Raw genomic sequence first — 18,313 nt, 5'->3', positions numbered from 1 at the left:
GGGCCTGCTTGCTGTTTTGGTGGGTGAAGACCCGGGTGTGTTTAGGCCAGCGTTTGTGTCAGCGCTTCCGTCGTATTCCCGGTATTGAACAGATGGTGCGATAGTTGGGCAAAACGGGCTTCGTATTTCTTGGCTGACTCCATTTTGACTGGACCGAAGCCGCGCAGTTGCTGGGGCAACTCAGCCAGCTCCAAGGCGGCAGCGTAGTTCGAGTGATTCAGATGCGTGCTCAAGCGCTTGAGCAGGTTCTGGTATTGACGCCAGAGACGACGTTCCATACGGCGTTCATGGGTGTAGCCAAACGGGTCCAGTGGGGTGTTGCGCAGCGCTTTTCCTTTGGCCATCCAGCGCAAAAGGGTAGCGGTACGGGGCCCCAGAGTGATCTTGCGAGGGCGGCCTGTTGACGGGTCCCGGCGTGCCAGCAGCGGGGGGGCAAAGTGAAAGCGCAAGGAGAAGTCTCCTTCGAATTGCTGCTCCAGATCCTGACGGAAAGCAGGGGCGCTGAACAGACGGGCCACCTCGTATTCATCCTTGTAGGCCATGAGCTTGTACAGGCTGCGCGCGGCTTTTTCTGTCAGGACAGGACGCTGACCCGGGCGCAGTTTCTGTTCGGCTTCATGCAGCGCCTCGATGGTATGCGTGAAGCGTTGGGCATAGGCGGCGTTCTGGTACTGCTCCAGGCTGCCAGTGCAGCGCTGCATGATCTGCTCCAGCGTCTCGCGGCGCTGCAAAGTTACTACTTGAGCCGCCGGGGCCAATAGTTTGGCCAGGGCCTGCTCGTCGTGGGCCAGCACACGCCCCAGATGGAAAGCATCCAGGTTGGCTTGGATGGCCACACCGTTCAGACGGATGGCTTGTTCAAGCGCTGCGCTGCTCACAGGCATGGCGCCCTGTTGCCAGGCCATACCCATCAAAAGCATGTTGGACAGCAGGCTGTCGCCAAATAACAGGGTGGCGGCCTGATGCGCATTGAAGGAATGCACCCGGGTTTCGCCGGCGGCGCGCCTTAACTGGTTCAACAGCAGTAGCGCATCCAGAGGCGCATCCGGATCGCGGGTGAATTCGGCCGTGGGTGCCAGATACTCGTTGATGATGGCGTGAGTATGACCTGGGCGCAGGCACGACAGCGCATTAGGGTGGGCGGCGGCCACTACATCACACAAGATGGCCAGATCCGCCTGTCCAGGATCAACACGTACTGCTCCGGTAGCCTTCTGGCTGGCAGACAGGCGGATGTGGCTGATGACCGTGCCGCCTTTTTGTGCCAGACCCGTCATGTCCAGCACGGAGCTGGAGCGCCCCTCCAGGTGTGCAGCCATGGACAACACGGCACCAATGGTGATGACGCCGGTTCCCCCCACGCCTGCAACGATGACATTGCAATCGCGTGCCTGAATGGCAGGTTGGGGCAGGGTGTCCAGCTTGGCCAGCAGTTGCGCCTTCATGTCGGCCTGACCATTTTGATCTCCTCGACGCAAGGCCCCGCCCATCACGGATACGAAGCTGGGGCAAAAGCCCTCCACACAGGAGTAGTCTTTGTTGCAACTGGACTGATCGATCTGACGCTTACGGCCTTCAGGGGTTTCAGCCGGCACCAGCGACAGGCAGTTCGATTGCACCCCGCAATCCCCACAGCCTTCGCAGACTGCTTTGTTGATAAAGAGGCGACGCGCAGGGTCGGGGTACTCGTTCTTTTTACGCCGACGGCGCTTTTCAGCCGCACAGGTCTGGTCGTGAATCAAGATGGTGACGCCGGGAATCTCGCGCAGTTCTCGTTGCAGGCGATCCAGTTCGCGACGATGGTGAACGTCCACACCAGCCGGCAGGCTGACACCCCGATAGCGCTCGGGCTCATCGGTGGTGATGACCACGCGGCGCGCTCCTTCTCCAATGGTTTGCTGGCAAATACGGGGCACGGAGATCGGGCCGTCAACGGGCTGGCCGCCTGTCATGGCAACCGCGTCGTTGAACAGAATCTTGTAGGTAATGTTGGCACCCGCGGCAATGGCCTGACGAATCGCCAGGTAGCCCGAATGAAAATACGTGCCTTCACCCATGTTCTGGAACATGTGTCCGGTCTGGATAAAGGGCGACAGGCCTACCCAGTCCGTGCCTTCGCCCCCCATTTGGGTCAGACCACGGGTTTTGCGGTCCATCCAGGTGGCCATGTAGTGACAACCCACACCGGCCATGGCCTGGCTGCCTTCGGGTACTTTGGTGGAGGTATTGTGCGGACAGCCCGAACAGAAGTAGGGGCGACGGGTCAGGCCATGGGTATCAATGGGTGCCAGATTTTGCTCTGTACAGGCAGGCAACTGCACATTGGCGTGATGACCCAGCCAGCGACGCAGACCAACGGCCACACGGGCCGGGCTGAGCTGACCATCGGCAGGAATCAGCGCCTCATTTTCAATATCGCGCTTGCCTGACACCGTGGGGCGCTGGGCACGATTAAAGAGCAGATTCTTTAACTGGTCTTCAATGATCGGGCCCTTTTCTTCAATGACCAGAACGTGGTCCAGGCCTTCGATAAAGTCTTCCAGCGATTGCGGGTTAACAGGCCAGCTCAGACCAATTTTCAGATGGCGAATGGCCGGTAGATGGTCCAGAGTGCTGAGCTGCTGCAGCGCATCGAGCGTATCCAAGGTGGCCTTGCCGGTGGACACAATGCCAATGCGGGCCTGTGGCGCGGTCTCCAGCATACGGTCCAGACTGTGCTTGCGAGCGAACTCACGCACGCTTTCCAGGCGGGCATCCAGGGTACCCTCCATGGCCGGAGTCAGGAATTTGCTGGGGTCGTAGGGATGTTTGCCGCCTTGCTGGTCAGCCAGGGCCGGCGCCAGATCGTCCAAGGGAGCAATCTCAAAGGAGCGTCCGCTTTCCACGGTTTCGGTAATGGCTTTAAAGGCGACCCAAGAACCGGAGTAACGCGACAAGGCCCAGGCCCAGACGCCAAAGCGCTCGTATTCTTCGACGGAGCTGGGGTTGACCACCGGAATACCCCAGGCGATCAGGGATTGTTCGCTGGCGTGGGGAATGGACGAGGACGAGGCGACGTGGTCATCGCCCACAATCATCAAGACACCGCCGTGCCGGGAGGCACCGGCGGCGTGGCCGTGATGCAAGGCATCGCCCGCACGGTCCACACCCGGGCCTTTGCCATACCACATGGAAAATACGCCATCGACCGTGCGGTCTGCGCGTTCACCGGCCTGTTGGGTGCCCATAATCATGGACGCAGCCAGGTCCTCGTTGATGGCAGGCTGAAAACGGACCTTGGCCTGATCCAGGTGCTTTTGGGCTTTCCACATGATCATGTCCACACCGCCCAGTGGCGAACCACGGTAACCGGAGACAAAACCGGCGGTGTTCAAACCCCGCTCTTTATCCAGGCGAGCCTGGGTCAGCAGCATGCGCACCAAAGCCTGGGTGCCAGTTAAAAAGATGCGCCCTGACTGCGCGGTCAGGTTGTCGCTAAGCTTGTATTGAGTGTCGACGGACTGCGTCATGATGAAACCTCCAGATAGGAGTCATGATAGAGAGTCTGCCCTCGTTTTTTTTTGCGTTATAGTTGCGTGTATTCCCTATTCTTTGAAATGTTTATTTCGAAATTATTCAAATATGGATAAAACTGATTTAAAAATCCTGGACGTCTTGCAGCTCGATGGCCGCGCCTCTGCCCAACAGGTCGCCGAGCAGGTGGGGCTGTCTACGGCACCTGTCTGGCGGCGTATCAAAAACCTGGAGAAAAACAAGGTCATCCAAGGCTATTATGCGCGCGTCGATCGCCGTCAGGTCGGTTTGCAAAGTTGCATGTTCACGCAGATCAGTCTGGACCGGCATTCAGGTGAAATTGTTGACAACTTTATTCGTGCGGTACGTGATGCGCCGGAGATTCTGGAGTGTCATGCGGTGACCGGCGATGCGGATTTTCTGTTGAAAATCATGGTCCCCAGCGCCGAGTCCTACGATGATTTCCTGCATCGTTTCTTGTTTAATATGCCCGGTGTGCGCCAGACTCGCACCATTGTGGCCATGCGTGAAATCAAGAATGTGACCCGCCTGCCTTTACCGCTTTGAAGCAACTTGTTATGGGGTAAGACCAATGCGTTCGGGTAGAATAATCAGGATTCGCCGGCCTGTGGTGGGTCGGTATGTAAGCATGAAGGACGGGGTTTTATGACGAAGGCGAATATCTTGCGACGCTCTTGCTGGGTCGTTGTGCTGGCTACAGTTTTCCTAAGCGCCTGCGCGGTCAAAGCGCCGGCACCCGAGCCTGCTGCCCAGACTGCTGCGGCCAAGCCGGTTCACCCTGCCTGCCAGCCGGCTGCACAAGGGGAACAACTGGCGGGCAACTGGTTGAGCAAGCACCGTCAAAAAGGCGTGGTTGGCGAGTTGCGCACCTTGTTTACCTTGCAGGCAGATGGGTCAATGGCCTACACCGAACAGGTCAAGCGTCCCAACAAGCCCTCGCAAGGTTTGAATGAAAGCGGTTGCTGGGTACGCAAAGGCAATAACCTGCAGATCAATACGCAGGAATCCAATGGTGTCGTGACCGAACCGGGCGACCCGATTTACGAAAACCACTACAACATTGTCAGTCTCACCGCCCGTAATCTGGTGCTGCGCGATCAAGGTGGCAAGGTGTACCGCCTGACCCGAATGTCGCCAGGCTATCGTCTACCGTTTTGAGCCTTATCGGCTTGAGTAATTCCTGGCCGTCCTGGGGGCGGCCCGTTTTTTGTCTGTTTCTTTTGCTGGACGCTTCATGGCCCTGCGCGCAACGATTTATAAAGCTGAACTTAATGTGGCCGATAACGACCGGGCCTACTACGGCAGTCATAGCTTGACGCTGGCCCGCCATCCCTCCGAGACCGAAGAGCGTCTGATGGTGCGTTTGCTGGCATACGGCTTGTATGTGCAGTCTGACGAAGCCTTGAGTTTTTCGCGCGGTCTGAGCGACTCGGATGAGCCGGCCTTGTGGGAGCATGATCTGGGCGGTAATTTGCTGCACTGGCTGGAGGTGGGGCTGCCCGATGATCGACGGCTGATCAAAGCCAGCGGACGTGCCGATAAGGTCACGGTGCTTGCGTATGGCCGCAATGTGCCGGTCTGGTGGGGTGGCATCAAGGACAAGATCAGTCGTGCACGCAATGTGCAGGTTTATGCGCTGGATGTGGCGGGGACTGACGCGCTGGCCGCCATGGCCGAGCGTGGTATGACGATCAATCTGAATGTCCAGGATGGCACTGTCTGGGCCAGCAGCGAGAAAGGTGAGGCTACCATCGAGCTTAGCCTCCTTAACGCGGCGGCTTGAACGAGCCCTAAAAGACAGCGGCCATGCGTCGCGCAGCGCTTTGGTTGAGGCGACAAGAACGGGTTGAAACAAAAAGGGCATCTCGCTTGAGATGCCCTTTTTCATCGATGCCCGCGGTTTTTTACAAACCTGCTAGTCGTCCCAATACTTTATCGCGTCCCACCAATGCCAGCACGGCATCCACGGCAGGCGTTTGCTTCTGGCCTGTTACGGCAACCCGCAAAGGAATGGCCAGTTTGGGCATTTTTACGTTGTGTTCGGCCAGGACCTGCTTGATCAAGGCGGCCAGGTTTTCTGTATTCCATTGCGGCAAGCTGATCGCCTTATTGGCAAAATCGCGCAGCAGGACACGGGCCTCCGGTGTCAGGACCTCCGCCATCAGTTCATCGCTGGCAGGCTCGAAAGGACGGCAGAACAATAAGGCGCCCTCAGCCAGCTGATTCAAGGTCTCGGCACGGTCTTTCAACAAACCCATGATGCCGGGCAGATCCTGGCCATCCGTTTTGCCACCCAGGGCCTCGATACGTGGCGCGACACGTTCGGCCAGATCTGCATTGTCACTGGCCTTGATGTAGTGGGCATTGACCCAGTTCAACTTCTTGGGGTCCCACTGCGAAGCCGACTTGCTCAGACTGCGCGTATCAAACCACTCTACCAACTGCTCGCGAGTGAACAGCTCGTCATCACCATGGCTCCAGCCCAAACGGGCCAGGTAATTGATCATGGCTTCAGGCAGATAACCGTCCTTGTCGTAATCCATGATGCTGACCGCACCATGACGCTTGGACAGCTTCTCGCCATCAGGACCCAGAATCATGGGCACATGACCGTACTCGGGCAAAGTCGCGCCCAGGGCCTGCAAGATCACAATCTGACGAGGGGTGTTGTTGACATGGTCATCGCCGCGGATCACATGTGTGATTGCCATGTCCCAATCGTCTACCACCACGCAGAAGTTATAGGTTGGCGTACCGTCAGGACGGGCAATGACTAGATCGTCCAGTTCGCTATTGTCAAAACTGATGCGGCCCTTGACCATGTCGTCCCAGCTGGTTGCGCCAGCCTGCGGGCTTTTGAAACGCACCACAGGCTTGCGGTCGGCAGGAATGGCCGGCAATTGCTTGCCGGCTTCAGGGCGCCAGGTTCCATCGTAGCGTGGCTTTTGGCCCATGGCCCGCGCTTTTTCGCGCATGGCCTCCACTTCCTCCGGGCTGCTGTAGCAGTAATAAGCATGGCCGTCCTTCAGCAACTGGGCGATGACCTCGCGGTAGCGGTCCATGCGCTGCATCTGGTAGAAAGGGCCTTCGTCTGCATCCAGGCCCAGCCACTGCATGCCATCCAGAATGCCTTGCACCGCCTCGGGGGTGGAACGCTCCAGATCTGTATCTTCAATGCGCAGCACAAAGGTGCCTTGATGATGGCGGGCAAAAGCCCAGGAAAACAGGGCAGTACGCGCGCCGCCCAGATGCAGGTAACCGGTGGGAGAGGGGGCGAAACGGGTGCGGATGACGTTGGAAGTAGACGTGCTCATAACTTGTGTGTGGCCTTGACCTTGTAAAGCCCCCATGCGGGACCGAATCTGTATATTTTAACCCAGTGCGTGAACTAAAAAAGAACTGCCGGCCAGAACGGGCTTACGGCCCTGTCTCCGCATTGAGCTGATCGAATTGCCGCACCAGCTCTGCCAGAGAGCCAGCCTGCATTTTCTGCATGACACGGGCGCGTCGCACTTTGACCGTGACTTCCTTCACATTCAGTTCGGCGGCAATTTGTTTGTTCAGCAAGCCCTGTACCACACGCACAAACACATCACGCTCGCCGGGGTTCAGGCTGTCCCAGCGCTGCTGCAAAGTCAGCCGGGACCTGGCTTGTTCCTTGCGCTGGGCATCGGCTGCCAGGGCGGACTGCACGGCATCAATCAGAGCCTGATCCATAAAAGGCTTGGTCAGGAAGTCCCAGGCCCCCTGTTTGATCGCTTTGACCGCCATATGAATATCACCATGACCGGTCATGAATATGACCGGCATATGCAAACCGCGTGATGCCATCTGTGCATGAAAGTCCGTGCCGCTTTGTTCGGGCATGCGCACATCCAGCACCAGACAGGCGGGCGCATCGGACAGCGGATGAGCCAGAAAATCGCGGGTAGAGGCAAAGCTCAGTGCCTTTACTCCCACACTGGCCAGCAGATCGTCCAGAGCGGCGCGAATTGAAGGGTCATCATCAATGATATAGACCGTGGGCGTGGTCAAAGAAGAGTCCAGGTTGTCTGTCATGGCGCCAAAGGTAAGGTGAAGTGAAAGGCTGCGCCGCCGTCGGTTTGATGGGTGGCCCAGATATGGCCGTTATTGGCATCGATAATCGTGCGGCTGATGGTCAGGCCCAGCCCCAGCCCAGTGGGTTTGGTGGTCCAGAACGTATTAAACAGCTCAGACAATTGGGTGCCGGATAAACCCGGTCCATTGTCTTTAATGGAAAAGAGCACCTTGCCAGTCTGAGGTTTGTCACCGGGCAGGAAGCTGGTTTCTATGCTGATGCACGCGGCGTGGGAACTCGAAGGAGGGCTGAGCGCTTCAATGGCATTGAGCAGCAGATTGGCCATTACTTGCTGAATCTGTACGCGATCCGCATAGACGGGGGGCAAGTCAGTCTGCAAGGCCAGACGCAGGTCAATATGATGGCGTTGCATCTCGCCACTCGACAGGCTGAGCAGTTCGGTCAAGGCCAGGTTCAAATCAAAAGCACTGCTGGCGGGCGCCTCGTTGCGGGTAATGCTGCGCACCCGATCCAGCACATCTTTGGCGCGCTGTGCGTCGTAGACGATTCGCTGTGCGGCAGCTTGGGCTTTCTCTATATTGGGTGGCGAGGCCTCCAGCCAGCGTTGGCAGGCACCGGCGCTGCTGTTGATGGCGGCCAGGGGCTGGCTGACCTCATGGGCAATCGAGGTGCTCAGTTGCCCCAGGGTGGTCAAGCGAGACAGGCGCAGCAAATGTTCACGCGTTTCATGGGCGGCTGCCTGCACGGATTTGAGCTTGAGGCCCAGGTACGCAGTGACTGCAATGGCAACAAGGCTGATTCCGGTATTGATCAGGCCCACTTCGTAATCGCCCGAACGAGTCAGCAGGACACTGACTACGGTCAGCGCCATGCTGATGCCGGTCAGCGCAATGACCAGCCGCGCAGACAGAAAACGAATCGCAATCAGCAGCAGCGGCGTATGAAAGACAGCGGCAGCAATTGCATAGTTGGTCACGGTGTCGGCGATAAAGACCAGCACCATTAAAATGCACAGGCCCACCAGGGCCAAGGCGCGGTAGGTGTTGCTCGACAAGGCGCTAAAGGGTGGTGTCATATCGTTCGTGTCCAGGTCAGGCAGCAGGATCGTGTCCGTCGTGCCGCCATCATATACCCGGGCTTGTGTCTGATTACAGGTCAGGGCCCGGGCTCCCGCCAGGATGGCGAGGAGCCCCGGCCTGTCAGTCTTAGAACCACTGACCAAAGCGGCGGATGTACAGCATTTTCATACCTTGTGCGACCAGGCAGTAAGCCAGCAAGGTGCCGACCAGCCATGGGAAATACTCCCAAGGCAAAGGCTGCAGGCCCACCATGGCACCCACGCCGGAGAAGGGCAGGTAGATGCCAACAGCGGCGATCAGGAAGGTCATCAGCATCACAGGCAGGGCCGCTGTGCTTTGGATGAAGGGGATTTTTTGCGTACGTAGCATGTGAACAACCAGTGTCTGCGAGAGCAAGCCTTCAATAAACCAGCCGGACTGAAACAGCGATTGCACTGCGGGCGTATTTGCCCCAAATACGTACCACATCAAGACAAAGGTGGTGATGTCGAAGATGGACGAGGTCGGCCCGATCCAGATCATGAAGCGGCCAATGTTTTTGGCATCCCATTTGCGGGGCTTGCGCAGAAAATCCTTGTCCATGCGGTCCCAGGGCAAAGCCAGTTGGGAGATATCGTAGAGCAGATTCTGAATCAGCAAGTGGATGGCCAGCATGGGCAGGAAAGGGATGAAGGCGCTGGCCACCAACACGGAGAACACATTGCCAAAGTTGGAGCTGGCCGTCATGTTCAGGTATTTGATGATGTTGCCAAAAGTCTCGCGGCCTTTGATTACGCCTTCTTCCAGAACCAGCAGGCTCTTTTCCAGCAAGATGATGTCCGCCGACTCTTTGGCAATATCCGTGCCGCTATCTACCGAAATGCCCACATCGGCATCACGCAGGGCGGGAGCGTCGTTGATGCCATCGCCCAGAAAACCGACGGTATGACCATTGGCCTGCAGCGCTTTGAGAACACGCGACTTTTGCAGCGGCGTCAGTTTTGCAAATACCGAGTGGCGCTCGACAGCGCAACGCAGATCGGGCTCTTGCATGCGTTCGATATCAGGTCCAAGCAAAGGCTGGCCGGGCTCCAGGCCCACTTCACGGCAGATTTTCGCGGTAATGATTTCGTTGTCGCCGGTCAGGACTTTCACGGCCACACCGTGCTCGGTCAGGGCGGCAATCGCCTGGGCAGCACTTTCCTTTGGTGGGTCCAGAAAGGTCAGCAAGCCTTGCACCGTCATCTGGCACTCATCCTGGGCTTCGTAACGGCTCTTGGCCTGTTCGACAGGAATGCGTCGAGTGGCAATCAGCAAGACACGAAAGCCGTCCGAGTTGTAGCGGTAAGCCATTTTCAGCAGACGGGCCCGCTGCTCGGTGTCCAGTAGGCGGCGCTGGTCACCGTCTTGCAGATGGGTGGCGACGCTGAGCATTTCCTCCACGGCGCCTTTGCAAACCATGAGCTGTTCGCCTTGCGGGTTTTGCACCACGACCGACAGGCGGCGTCGCACAAAATCAAAAGGCAGTTCATCGATCTTGCGATAGGAACCGATTGCTTGCAGGGCAGATGGGGTCTTTTGTGCAAAACGCAGCACGGCCTGGTCCATCAGGTTCTTGACGCCACTTTGGTGCAGGCTATTGAGCAAGGCCAATTCCAGAATGCGTGGGCAGTTACGATCATCCAGACCCAGATGGTGCTCCAGAATAATCCGATCTTGCGTCAGGGTGCCGGTCTTGTCGGTGCATAGTACGTCCATGGCGCCAAAGTTCTGGATCGCGTTCAGGCGTTTGACCACCACCTTGTTCTTGGCCATGGCAACCGCGCCTTTAGCCAGGTTGGAGGACACAATCATGGGCAGCATTTCAGGGGTCAGGCCGACGGCAACGGCCAGTGCGAACAGGAAGGCTTCAGTCCAGTCGCCTTTGGAAAAACCGTTGATCAGCAGCACGACAGGCACCATGACCAGCATGAAGCGAATCAGCAGCCAGCTAACGCTGTTCACGCCCCGGTCAAAAGCAGTCTCGGCGCGCGAACCGACAATAGCTTTGGCCAGCGAGCCAAAGTAGGTTTTCGCGCCGGTGGCCACCACGACTGCCGTGGCCGTACCGCTGACCACGTTGGTGCCCATAAAGCACAGGTTGTTCTGTTCCAGCACGCCGGTCTGGGCACGGGGTGCCGTGGCGCTTTTGCTGCTGACGGCGCTAAAGACATCGTACTTTTCGACCGGCAGGGCTTCACCGGTCAGCGCGGCCTGACTGACGAACAGATCGCGAGACTCGATCAGTCGAAGATCGGCCGGGACCATGTCGCCCGCCGACAGGCGGACGATATCGCCGGGCACGATCTGACTCATGGGGATTTCGCGCAATACGGTCGCGCTGGAGACGGTGGAGCGTCGCAGCACGCTGGCGGTGGTACGCACCATGGCTTTCAGGGCCTGGGCGGCCTTGCCGGAACGATATTCCTGCCAGAAACGCAGCAGGCCGCTCAAGGTGACCATGACCACAATAATCAGCACGCCGGTGTAGTCCGCTGCTTCGCCCGAACGCATGGGCAGGATGATGTCAGTGACGGCGCTGACCGCAGCCAGCACCATCAGCACCGCGATAAAGGGGTTCTTGAAGGCCAGGGCCAGCTGAATCAGGGCGTGGGCGGGTTTGTCCCGTGCGACCTCGTTAGGGCCATATTCGGTCAGGCGGCTCAAGGCCTCGGCATCGGTCAGGCCGTTCAGGTTGGCCTGTACAGCGGCCAGAGTCGTCTCCAGGCTCAGCCCGGTTTCGGTAGCCGTGCGCAGTTTGGCGTCGTGGTCCACTGAGCGCAGTGGCGAACGGTGTTGTTGAATGCTCATGGTAATGCTCCTGGGGTACAGGCGTGACTGTGCCGTCCATTCCGGGGGATGGACGCAGCAGATCCTGCCGACCGGTTTGAGGGTCGGCAGACTACAGGTAAGAACTGGCGAATTGAGTCGGCGTCAGGCCAACGTTTAGTGGCGGCGCAAGATGCAGCGCCTTATTTGCGCTGATGGGGGTTTGTCACTGTTTGCAAGCCAGTGGATTTCTGGTTTGCGGCTAGCCGTGTTGATGCGCCAGGCAAGAGCGGGGCGGCGGTTGGGAACCGCGCGCTCGCGAGGGCAAGGTGTGGCAAGATGCGAGCCCGACGGGGTCAGGGCCCGGATCGGTCCAGTATGAGTAAGGCGATGCATGGTTGACTCCTGATCGTGCTGCGCAAGCCGCTTCAGCAGTCAAACCCGCGGGTTATGTCTGTCTGGTGGGCTTGGGCAGCATCGTTCTTCGACTGCCGTCGTTGGACATAATGTGTTTTTTCCTGTCAGAGAGAACGAAAGGTCCCGCTTTCCGAACGACTGTTATTTTACGTGCTGCAAGCCGCTTTGCGACTGGCTTTGCGAGGTTTTTGCCCAGGCATTGGCGTATGAATCCTATACGAAAGTATATAAATAGCTCGTAGAGGAAAAAAAACGGATGTATGACACAAAACAGATATCGCCAGTCCGGTCTCTTTTATTTGTAGACAGCTGTGCTTAAGATGAGGGAATTGTTTATTTTGGTGTGTGGTCTTCTTATGGCGGAACAATCATGGCAGCCTTAAGGCATCGTCTGACAGCATTGTTTGAGCCCCGTTCGGTATTGGTCGTATCCACATTACCCTTGCCGCTTATCAAGGATGTGCCGGGGCGGCTGGCGGGCCGCATTACCCAGGCCCGTATTACGGCGACCCAGGTTATCGTGCCCGACCGGCTTGAAGGGCTGACAGGTACACAGCGCCTGGATCTGGCGCTGGTCTGTATCGAGCCGGTGCGCTTGCCGCAGGCGCTGGATGCGATTCGCGTCCACAAGCCCCGAGTGGTGCTGCTCTTGCCCTCGAATCTGGCCTCCCGCGATCCCATGGAAGACATGGTGTATGCCCGATCCTGGGCGCGCATCAATAATTGCCTGGTGCTGGGGCCGCGCGCGTTTGGAATACAGCGGCCGCATCTGGGCATCAATTTGAGTCATGAGCCACAAATGGCGCTGGCGGGCCGGGTGGCTCTGGTGTCCCAGTCACGCTCGATTACCTCGGCCTTGATGGACTGGGCTGAAGATGTCAGCCTGGGCTTTTCTGCCATTGTGTCCGTCGGGGACGAGGCCGTGATCGACGTGCCTGAAGTGCTGGAGTATCTGGCCATGGACCCACGCACGGACAGCATCGCCTTGTATCTGGAGCACACACCGGCCTCGCGTCGTTTTACCAGCGCTTTACATGCGGTGGCGGCGGTCAAGCCAGTGGTGGTCTTGAAAGTTGGCGCCCAGCGTCAGCAGGGTGAGGCGCACGAGGCCGTGTTCAATGCCTTGATGCGGCGTGTGGGGGCGGTACGCATACGTTATTTTGTGCAGCTGTTCTCGGCCCTGAAAGTGCTGGTTTACACCCGTCGCCCCAAAGGGCGGCGCATTGCCCTGTTCTCTAACGGCAATGGGGCTGCGCAGATGGCCCTGGATGTGTTAGGGGCGGATGCTGCAGTGACGTGCCCGGAACTGGCACCCTCGACCCAGCGAGCCCTGGATAACCTCCTGGCTCCTGGAGATCAGGTTCAGAACCCGGTGGTGACCTATGTGCCATTGACGCCCATGCGCATTGATTCGGTTATTTCCACCTTGCTCGATGACAAGGATATCGACGGCGTCCTGGTCTTGCTCACGCCCGATCCGCTGGCCGACATGCCGGCCGTATCCCGCGAGCTGGCCATGTTGTCGGCCAGTGCGCGCAAACCCATCATCACTTGCCTGATTGGGGACGCGGATATGCGCCCCTTGCGTCATTTGCTCGATGGCGTGGGCACGCCTGCTTTCCGTACCCCGGATACGGCTGCCAACGCCTTTGACCTGCTGGCTCGTTATCACTACAACCAGCATTTGTCACAGCAAACCCTGCCGCCTTTGCCGCTGGGCACTTTGCCAGAGGTGGAGCCTGCCCGTGAGCTGGTACGGCAGATTCAAAGTGAGCGCCGTGAAGCCAGCGAGCAGGAGTGCCGTGATCTGCTGCGTTATTTCCATGTTCCCGTGATTGATCTGCGGGTGACCCACGATCAAGGCGAGCCCGACCCGGATGTGCCGTTGATGGGGATTCGCTTTGAGACCGATGACAAGCTCGGCCCTTATGCCGTTTTTGGCGCAGCCGATCATGCCGATTGGCTTTCATCGTCTTATCCCGCGGTCGAATTGCCTCCGCTGAACCGGTATCTGGCGCGCCAGCTGGTCGAACGTAGCCCCCTTTGGCGCAAGAGCCTGTCCTCGCAACTGACGCCTTTGGTCCTGACGCAGCTTTTGCAGGTCCTGGAACGCTTGTCGGACTTGATGAGCGAGCTGCCCGGCGTGCGCCGGGTTGTGCTCGATCCCATCATGGCGGGCGAGAACAGCCTGTATATCAAGAGCATCTCAATCTCGCTGAGCAGGCAGTCCATGCTGGTGCTGCCCGAGACGGCGGGCTACCGCCACATGGCGATTCATCCTTATCCGCGTCACATGATCGAGCGGCGCCAGTTCAAGGATGGACAGCGCTGGACCTTGCGGCCTATCCGTCCGGAAGATGCCGAGGCCCTGCAGACGTTCATGCGGGGCTTGTCGGATGAAAGCCGCTACATGCGTTTCGTGTCCATGCTGCGTGAGCTGACCCCACGGATGCTGTCGCGCTACACCCGTATCGACTACGACCGGGAGCTGGCGCTGATTGCAACCGTGCGTTCCCCCAATCCGGACAATCGTAACCATCCCCGTGACGAAATCATTGGCTTTGCCCACTATTTGCGTAACGGTGATGGACGGGGGGCGGAGTATGCGCTGGTCATTGGGGACGCCTGGCAGCGTCGCGGCCTGGGTGTGACCCTGATGGAGGCGTTGATTCAGGCCGCCGCCGAACAGGGCCTGACGTACATTGATGGTTATGTGCTGGCCTCCAATACGCCCATGCAGGCCCTGATGAAGCGGTTGGGCTTCCAGAACGACGCAGACCCGGAAGATCCCAGCATGCGTCGGGTCTGGCTGGATCTGGGTGAGACGCGTCGTTCGGACTAGGCACAGGCATGCCGCTCCTCGTTTAACGGGAAATACCCGTTTAATTGTCCCCTTGATGTCCCGATTCACTCAACGGTGACGGGTCTATGATGCGCTGGTGCTGGCAGCCAGTACGCATGGTGCGGGCTGCTGTCATCTGCATGGAGGATGCCCGCCAACGATGGCATCCCATACCGGGGACATAATGATGCGATTGATGCTGGCTGCCTGGCAGCGATGGATGCTTGGTTTGCTCTTGGTGCTTGGCCTGCTGGGCTGCTCGGGGCAAACAGGGATGACACCAGAGAACAACCATTACGAGTTTTCCATGGAGAACGACTTCCTGGAAATGCGAGATGGCGTACGTTTGGCAGTGACTTATTACCGGCCACTGGCCCGCTCTCCGGATGAGAGCTTTCCGGTCATCCTGGAGATGCTGCCGTATCGCAAGGACGATTTCTTCGCCTTGGGCGACTACGATTACGGCTCCTACTTTGCGAAACGCGGTTATGTGCTGGCCCGGGTCGATGTGCGTGGCACGGGAGGCAGCACCGGGCCGGTTCCTGTCAGCGAATATTCCGCCGCCGAGATTGCCGATGCCCAGGAGCTGATTGATCAGCTCTCCCGCAAGCCCTGGTCCAATGGCAAGGTGGGCATGTACGGCCTGTCCTGGAGCGCATTCAACTCTTTAATGACGGCCCACAGAAAACCGCCGGCGCTCAAGGCGATTATTGCGGCCCATGGTTCGACCGATCTGTTCTACAACGATGTCCACTATATTGACGGCGCCTTGCATATCGACTCGTATGCGCACCAGATCGATACCGATAATGCCATGCCGCAAAGTCCGGATTACCGGATTGACGAGGCCTACTTCAAGAACCGCTTTGATCGTGAACCCTGGATTTTTACCTGGTTACGTCAACAACAGGATGGCGAGTTCTGGCGCGCGCAGTCTCTGGCCTTCAAGCAACAACCTTTGGAGGTCCCGGCCTATTTGATTGGGGGGCTGCTCGATGGCTATCGCGATTTTGCACTGGATGTCAGCCGTACCTCCACGGCGCCCGTCATTGTGGAAATGGGGCCCTGGAACCATGCCTGGCCGGAATACGGCGTACCGGGCCCCAACTATGAATGGCGCCAGAAGGCATTGCGCTGGTGGGATTACTGGCTCAAGGGCATTGACACCGGGATCTTGCAGGAACCCGCTCGCATGGCTTTCATGCGTACCGGTCATGCGCCCGCTACCGATCTGAAAACCGTCCCTGGTTATTGGCGTTGCGATGCGCAGTGGCCGGTGCAAGGGGCCATTACTGAACGTCGGTATCCTCAAGCAGGGCAAGGGCTGTCGCCTGTGCCCGCCGCATCCGGCCTGGCCCAGACCTTGCGTTACAAGGCGGGGGCAGGGCTGGCTGGCGGCGGCTGGTGGGGCGAGCAGACCGGGGATATGGCGGCCGATGATATGCACAGTCTGGTCTATGATTCCGCGCCTTTGACAGAGGCTATGGAAATTATGGGCATGCCCCAGGTGCGCCTGAAAGTGGTAGCCGATGCACCCTTCTACCAATGGAGCGTGCGCCTGGAGGATGTGGCCCCGGACGGGCGCGTTTCACTGGTCAGCGGAGCGGTCATTAATCCTTCGCAGCGGTTTTCGCGCTTGGAGCCTCAAGCCCTGGTGCCGGGAGAACCCACTATCTTGAATACCGCCATTCACTTTACAACGTGGCGCTTCAAACCTGGTCACCGTATCCGCCTTGCAGTGAGTAATGCACAGTTCCCCATGATCTGGCCTAGTCCGACGCCGGGGGCGACCAGTCTGTTTACGGGTGTGGATACCTGGGTGGATTTGCCGGTTGTGCCCCTGCGTGACCAAGGGTCCCAGGCCTGCCGGATGTCACCGCCCCAGGCCAGCGAAGCGGCTCCGTTCGGACGTGTGATTGATTCGGATGGCCCTGTCTTTAGCAGTACCCGTGATGAGGAGACGGGGGATTCGAGTTTTACCGCCAGCAATGAACTCAGTTGGGTCCTGCATGACAATCTGTACCGTTCCCAGGAGCGCTACCGCTGGGAGGTCAATGACGCCCGCCCTGCCCAGGCGCGTTATCAGGGCGAGCGGCGCAACCTCTTTACCATCGAGGGACGGGAGATTGATTTGTTGGCGCGTGCCAGGATCGAGTCCGATGAGTCTTATTTTTATCTCACTTTCACGCGGGAACTGAAAGAGGACGGCATGTTGGTTCGTGAGAAAACCTGGCAGGAGCGAATTGCCCGGATGTATCAGTAATCAGCAAAGGCTGAAAAAAACACCGCTGCAATTGCAGCGGTGTTTTTGTTCCATGGTCCAGTTAGCGCAGGACTTGTCTGAGGAATCCGCCGATGGCGCTGATTTCTTCCGGACAGACTGCGTGGGGCATGGGGTAGACATTCCATTGCACCTGATAGCCCATTGCCTCGAGCTGCTGGCGGCTGGCTTCAGCACGGCTGAGGGGGACGACCGGGTCCATGCTGCCGTGCGCCATGAAAATGGGGGTATTCTGGTTGGCGGGATGACGCTCGGCTTCGACGGCATGGGCCAAAGGCAGGTAGCCCGACAGACAGAGCATGCCCGCCAGACGCTCGGGCAAGCGCAGGCCTGTTTGCAAGGTCATGGCGCAGCCTTGGGAAAAGCCGGCCAGCACAATATTTTCGGTGGGGATACCACGGGCGTTTTCACGGGCGATCAGGTTCTGCACTTCGATCTGTGACTGACGCAGACCACTTTCGTCCTCGCGGCGCACCAGATCCGCCACATAAATGTCGTACCAGGAACGCATGGCCATGCCACCGTTGATGGTGACAGGCTGGATGGGGGCATGCGGGAAAATGAAACGAATGGCCGGAGCGTCTTGCAGGCCCAGCTCGGGCACGATAGGGGCAAAATCATGGCCGTCGGCGCCTAAACCGTGCAGCCAGATAATGGCATGCTGGGGGTTGGCACCGGTTTCAATCTCAATCGACTCAAGCAGAGGGTTCATGCGGACTCCGAAAGATCTACCAAGGTCTTGATGTACTGGTACAGGGCACGGTAGTGTTTGCGCTGCGGGTCCTGGCCTTGTGCCAGTGTGGAATTTTTCTCCGCTTCTTTGCGTGCGGCACGAATCAGGGTGCGCAATTGCTGGATGTCGGCCCCGGAAAACTCATTCATGAATTCGGTCAAAGCGTCGTCATCACGCAACAACAGGTCGCGCAAAGCCTCCAGCCTGTGCATGGCACGGGTTTCTTCTTTGGAGCCATTTTCCCAGACATCCAGTTGTTTCAGGATCGGCTCAGGGTCCACATTGCGCATGAGCTTGCCCACATAGTGGATCTGGCGGCGCCGTCCTTCCCGCGCCGTTGGGCTGATGCGTTTGGCATCCTTGATGGCGGCCAGTAAGGGCTCGCCCAGATCTAACTGTTTGAGTCTGTCGTCCGAGAGCTCAATCAGGCGTTTGCCCAGATCGAGCAGAGCGTGCATCTCGCGTTTTACCTGCGATTTGCTGGGACGGTCGTAACCGTTTTCATCGATTTCAGTGCGTGGACGGGCCATAAGAAGTGAAATAGCAAAGATTGTCGCCAATTGGCTATGATAACCGCCTA

At 58.3% G+C, this 18,313-nt stretch carries 12 protein-coding genes; 5 read left to right on the top strand and 7 right to left on the bottom strand.

Annotation, left to right across the window (positions count from 1 at the left end; translation table 11 throughout):
- Positions 1-41: 41 nt before the first annotated feature.
- Positions 42-3,509: an indolepyruvate ferredoxin oxidoreductase family protein gene (locus V6936_RS15875; RefSeq protein WP_336580117.1), complete on the bottom strand. Its 3,468-nt coding sequence runs from the start codon at positions 3,507-3,509 to the stop codon at positions 42-44.
- A 112-nt stretch (positions 3,510-3,621) separates the two neighbouring features.
- On the opposite strand from V6936_RS15875, the gene V6936_RS15870 reads away from it, so the two are divergent.
- The 3 genes from V6936_RS15870 to V6936_RS15860 all read left to right on the top strand — a co-directional run bounded on the left by V6936_RS15870 (position 3,622) and on the right by V6936_RS15860 (position 5,317).
- Positions 3,622-4,080 carry an Lrp/AsnC family transcriptional regulator gene (locus V6936_RS15870; RefSeq protein WP_003801862.1) on the top strand — a complete coding sequence of 153 codons (459 nt, stop codon included), beginning with the start codon at positions 3,622-3,624 and terminating at the stop codon, positions 4,078-4,080.
- 99 nt (positions 4,081-4,179) lie between these two features.
- Positions 4,180-4,692 carry a hypothetical protein gene (locus tag V6936_RS15865; protein WP_336580116.1) on the top strand — a complete coding sequence of 171 codons (513 nt, stop codon included), beginning with the start codon at positions 4,180-4,182 and terminating at the stop codon, positions 4,690-4,692.
- Between the two features lie 76 nt (positions 4,693-4,768).
- Positions 4,769-5,317, top strand: a complete 549-nt coding sequence (locus tag V6936_RS15860; RefSeq protein ID WP_003801858.1) for a YaeQ family protein — start codon at positions 4,769-4,771, stop codon at positions 5,315-5,317.
- Between the two features lie 121 nt (positions 5,318-5,438).
- On the opposite strand, the gene gltX is transcribed toward V6936_RS15860, so the two are convergent.
- From gltX to mgtA, 4 genes are all read right to left on the bottom strand, one after another.
- Positions 5,439-6,848, bottom strand: coding sequence for a glutamate--tRNA ligase (gene gltX, locus V6936_RS15855; RefSeq protein WP_003801856.1), 1,410 nt, complete (start codon positions 6,846-6,848; stop codon positions 5,439-5,441).
- Between the two features lie 103 nt (positions 6,849-6,951).
- On the bottom strand, positions 6,952-7,593 hold the full coding sequence (locus V6936_RS15850; protein WP_003801854.1) for a response regulator transcription factor: 642 nt from the start codon (positions 7,591-7,593) through the stop codon (positions 6,952-6,954).
- Positions 7,590-8,669, bottom strand: a complete 1,080-nt coding sequence (locus tag V6936_RS15845; RefSeq protein WP_336580115.1) for a sensor histidine kinase — start codon at positions 8,667-8,669, stop codon at positions 7,590-7,592. Before V6936_RS15845 ends, V6936_RS15850 begins: the two co-directional genes overlap by 4 nt.
- Before the next feature lie 130 nt (positions 8,670-8,799).
- Positions 8,800-11,502 carry a magnesium-translocating P-type ATPase gene (mgtA, locus tag V6936_RS15840; protein ID WP_336580114.1) on the bottom strand — a complete coding sequence of 901 codons (2,703 nt, stop codon included), beginning with the start codon at positions 11,500-11,502 and terminating at the stop codon, positions 8,800-8,802.
- A 745-nt stretch (positions 11,503-12,247) separates the two neighbouring features.
- On the opposite strand from mgtA, the gene V6936_RS15835 reads away from it, so the two are divergent.
- Together V6936_RS15835 and V6936_RS15830 are read left to right on the top strand one after the other, a co-directional pair.
- Positions 12,248-14,719, top strand: a complete 2,472-nt coding sequence (locus V6936_RS15835; RefSeq protein ID WP_003801847.1) for a bifunctional acetate--CoA ligase family protein/GNAT family N-acetyltransferase — start codon at positions 12,248-12,250, stop codon at positions 14,717-14,719.
- Between the two features lie 184 nt (positions 14,720-14,903).
- Positions 14,904-16,982, top strand: a complete 2,079-nt coding sequence (locus V6936_RS15830; RefSeq protein WP_336580113.1) for a CocE/NonD family hydrolase — start codon at positions 14,904-14,906, stop codon at positions 16,980-16,982.
- A gap of 61 nt (positions 16,983-17,043) precedes the next feature.
- Here the strand turns inward: V6936_RS15830 and V6936_RS15825 are convergent, their stop codons facing one another.
- Together V6936_RS15825 and yjgA are read right to left on the bottom strand one after the other, a co-directional pair.
- Positions 17,044-17,712: an alpha/beta hydrolase gene (locus V6936_RS15825; RefSeq protein WP_003801843.1), complete on the bottom strand. Its 669-nt coding sequence runs from the start codon at positions 17,710-17,712 to the stop codon at positions 17,044-17,046.
- Entirely contained in the window at positions 17,709-18,263 is a 555-nt protein-coding gene (gene yjgA, locus V6936_RS15820) for a ribosome biogenesis factor YjgA (protein WP_003801841.1), read from the bottom strand. Before yjgA ends, V6936_RS15825 begins: the two co-directional genes overlap by 4 nt.
- Positions 18,264-18,313: the final 50 nt, after the last annotated feature.

This window comes from Alcaligenes sp. CHO6, assembly GCF_037120595.1.
GTDB lineage: Bacteria > Pseudomonadota > Gammaproteobacteria > Burkholderiales > Burkholderiaceae_B > Alcaligenes > Alcaligenes ammonioxydans.
Note: the sequence above shows the minus strand (reverse complement) of the source record. Positions and strands in the feature narration are given on the sequence as shown.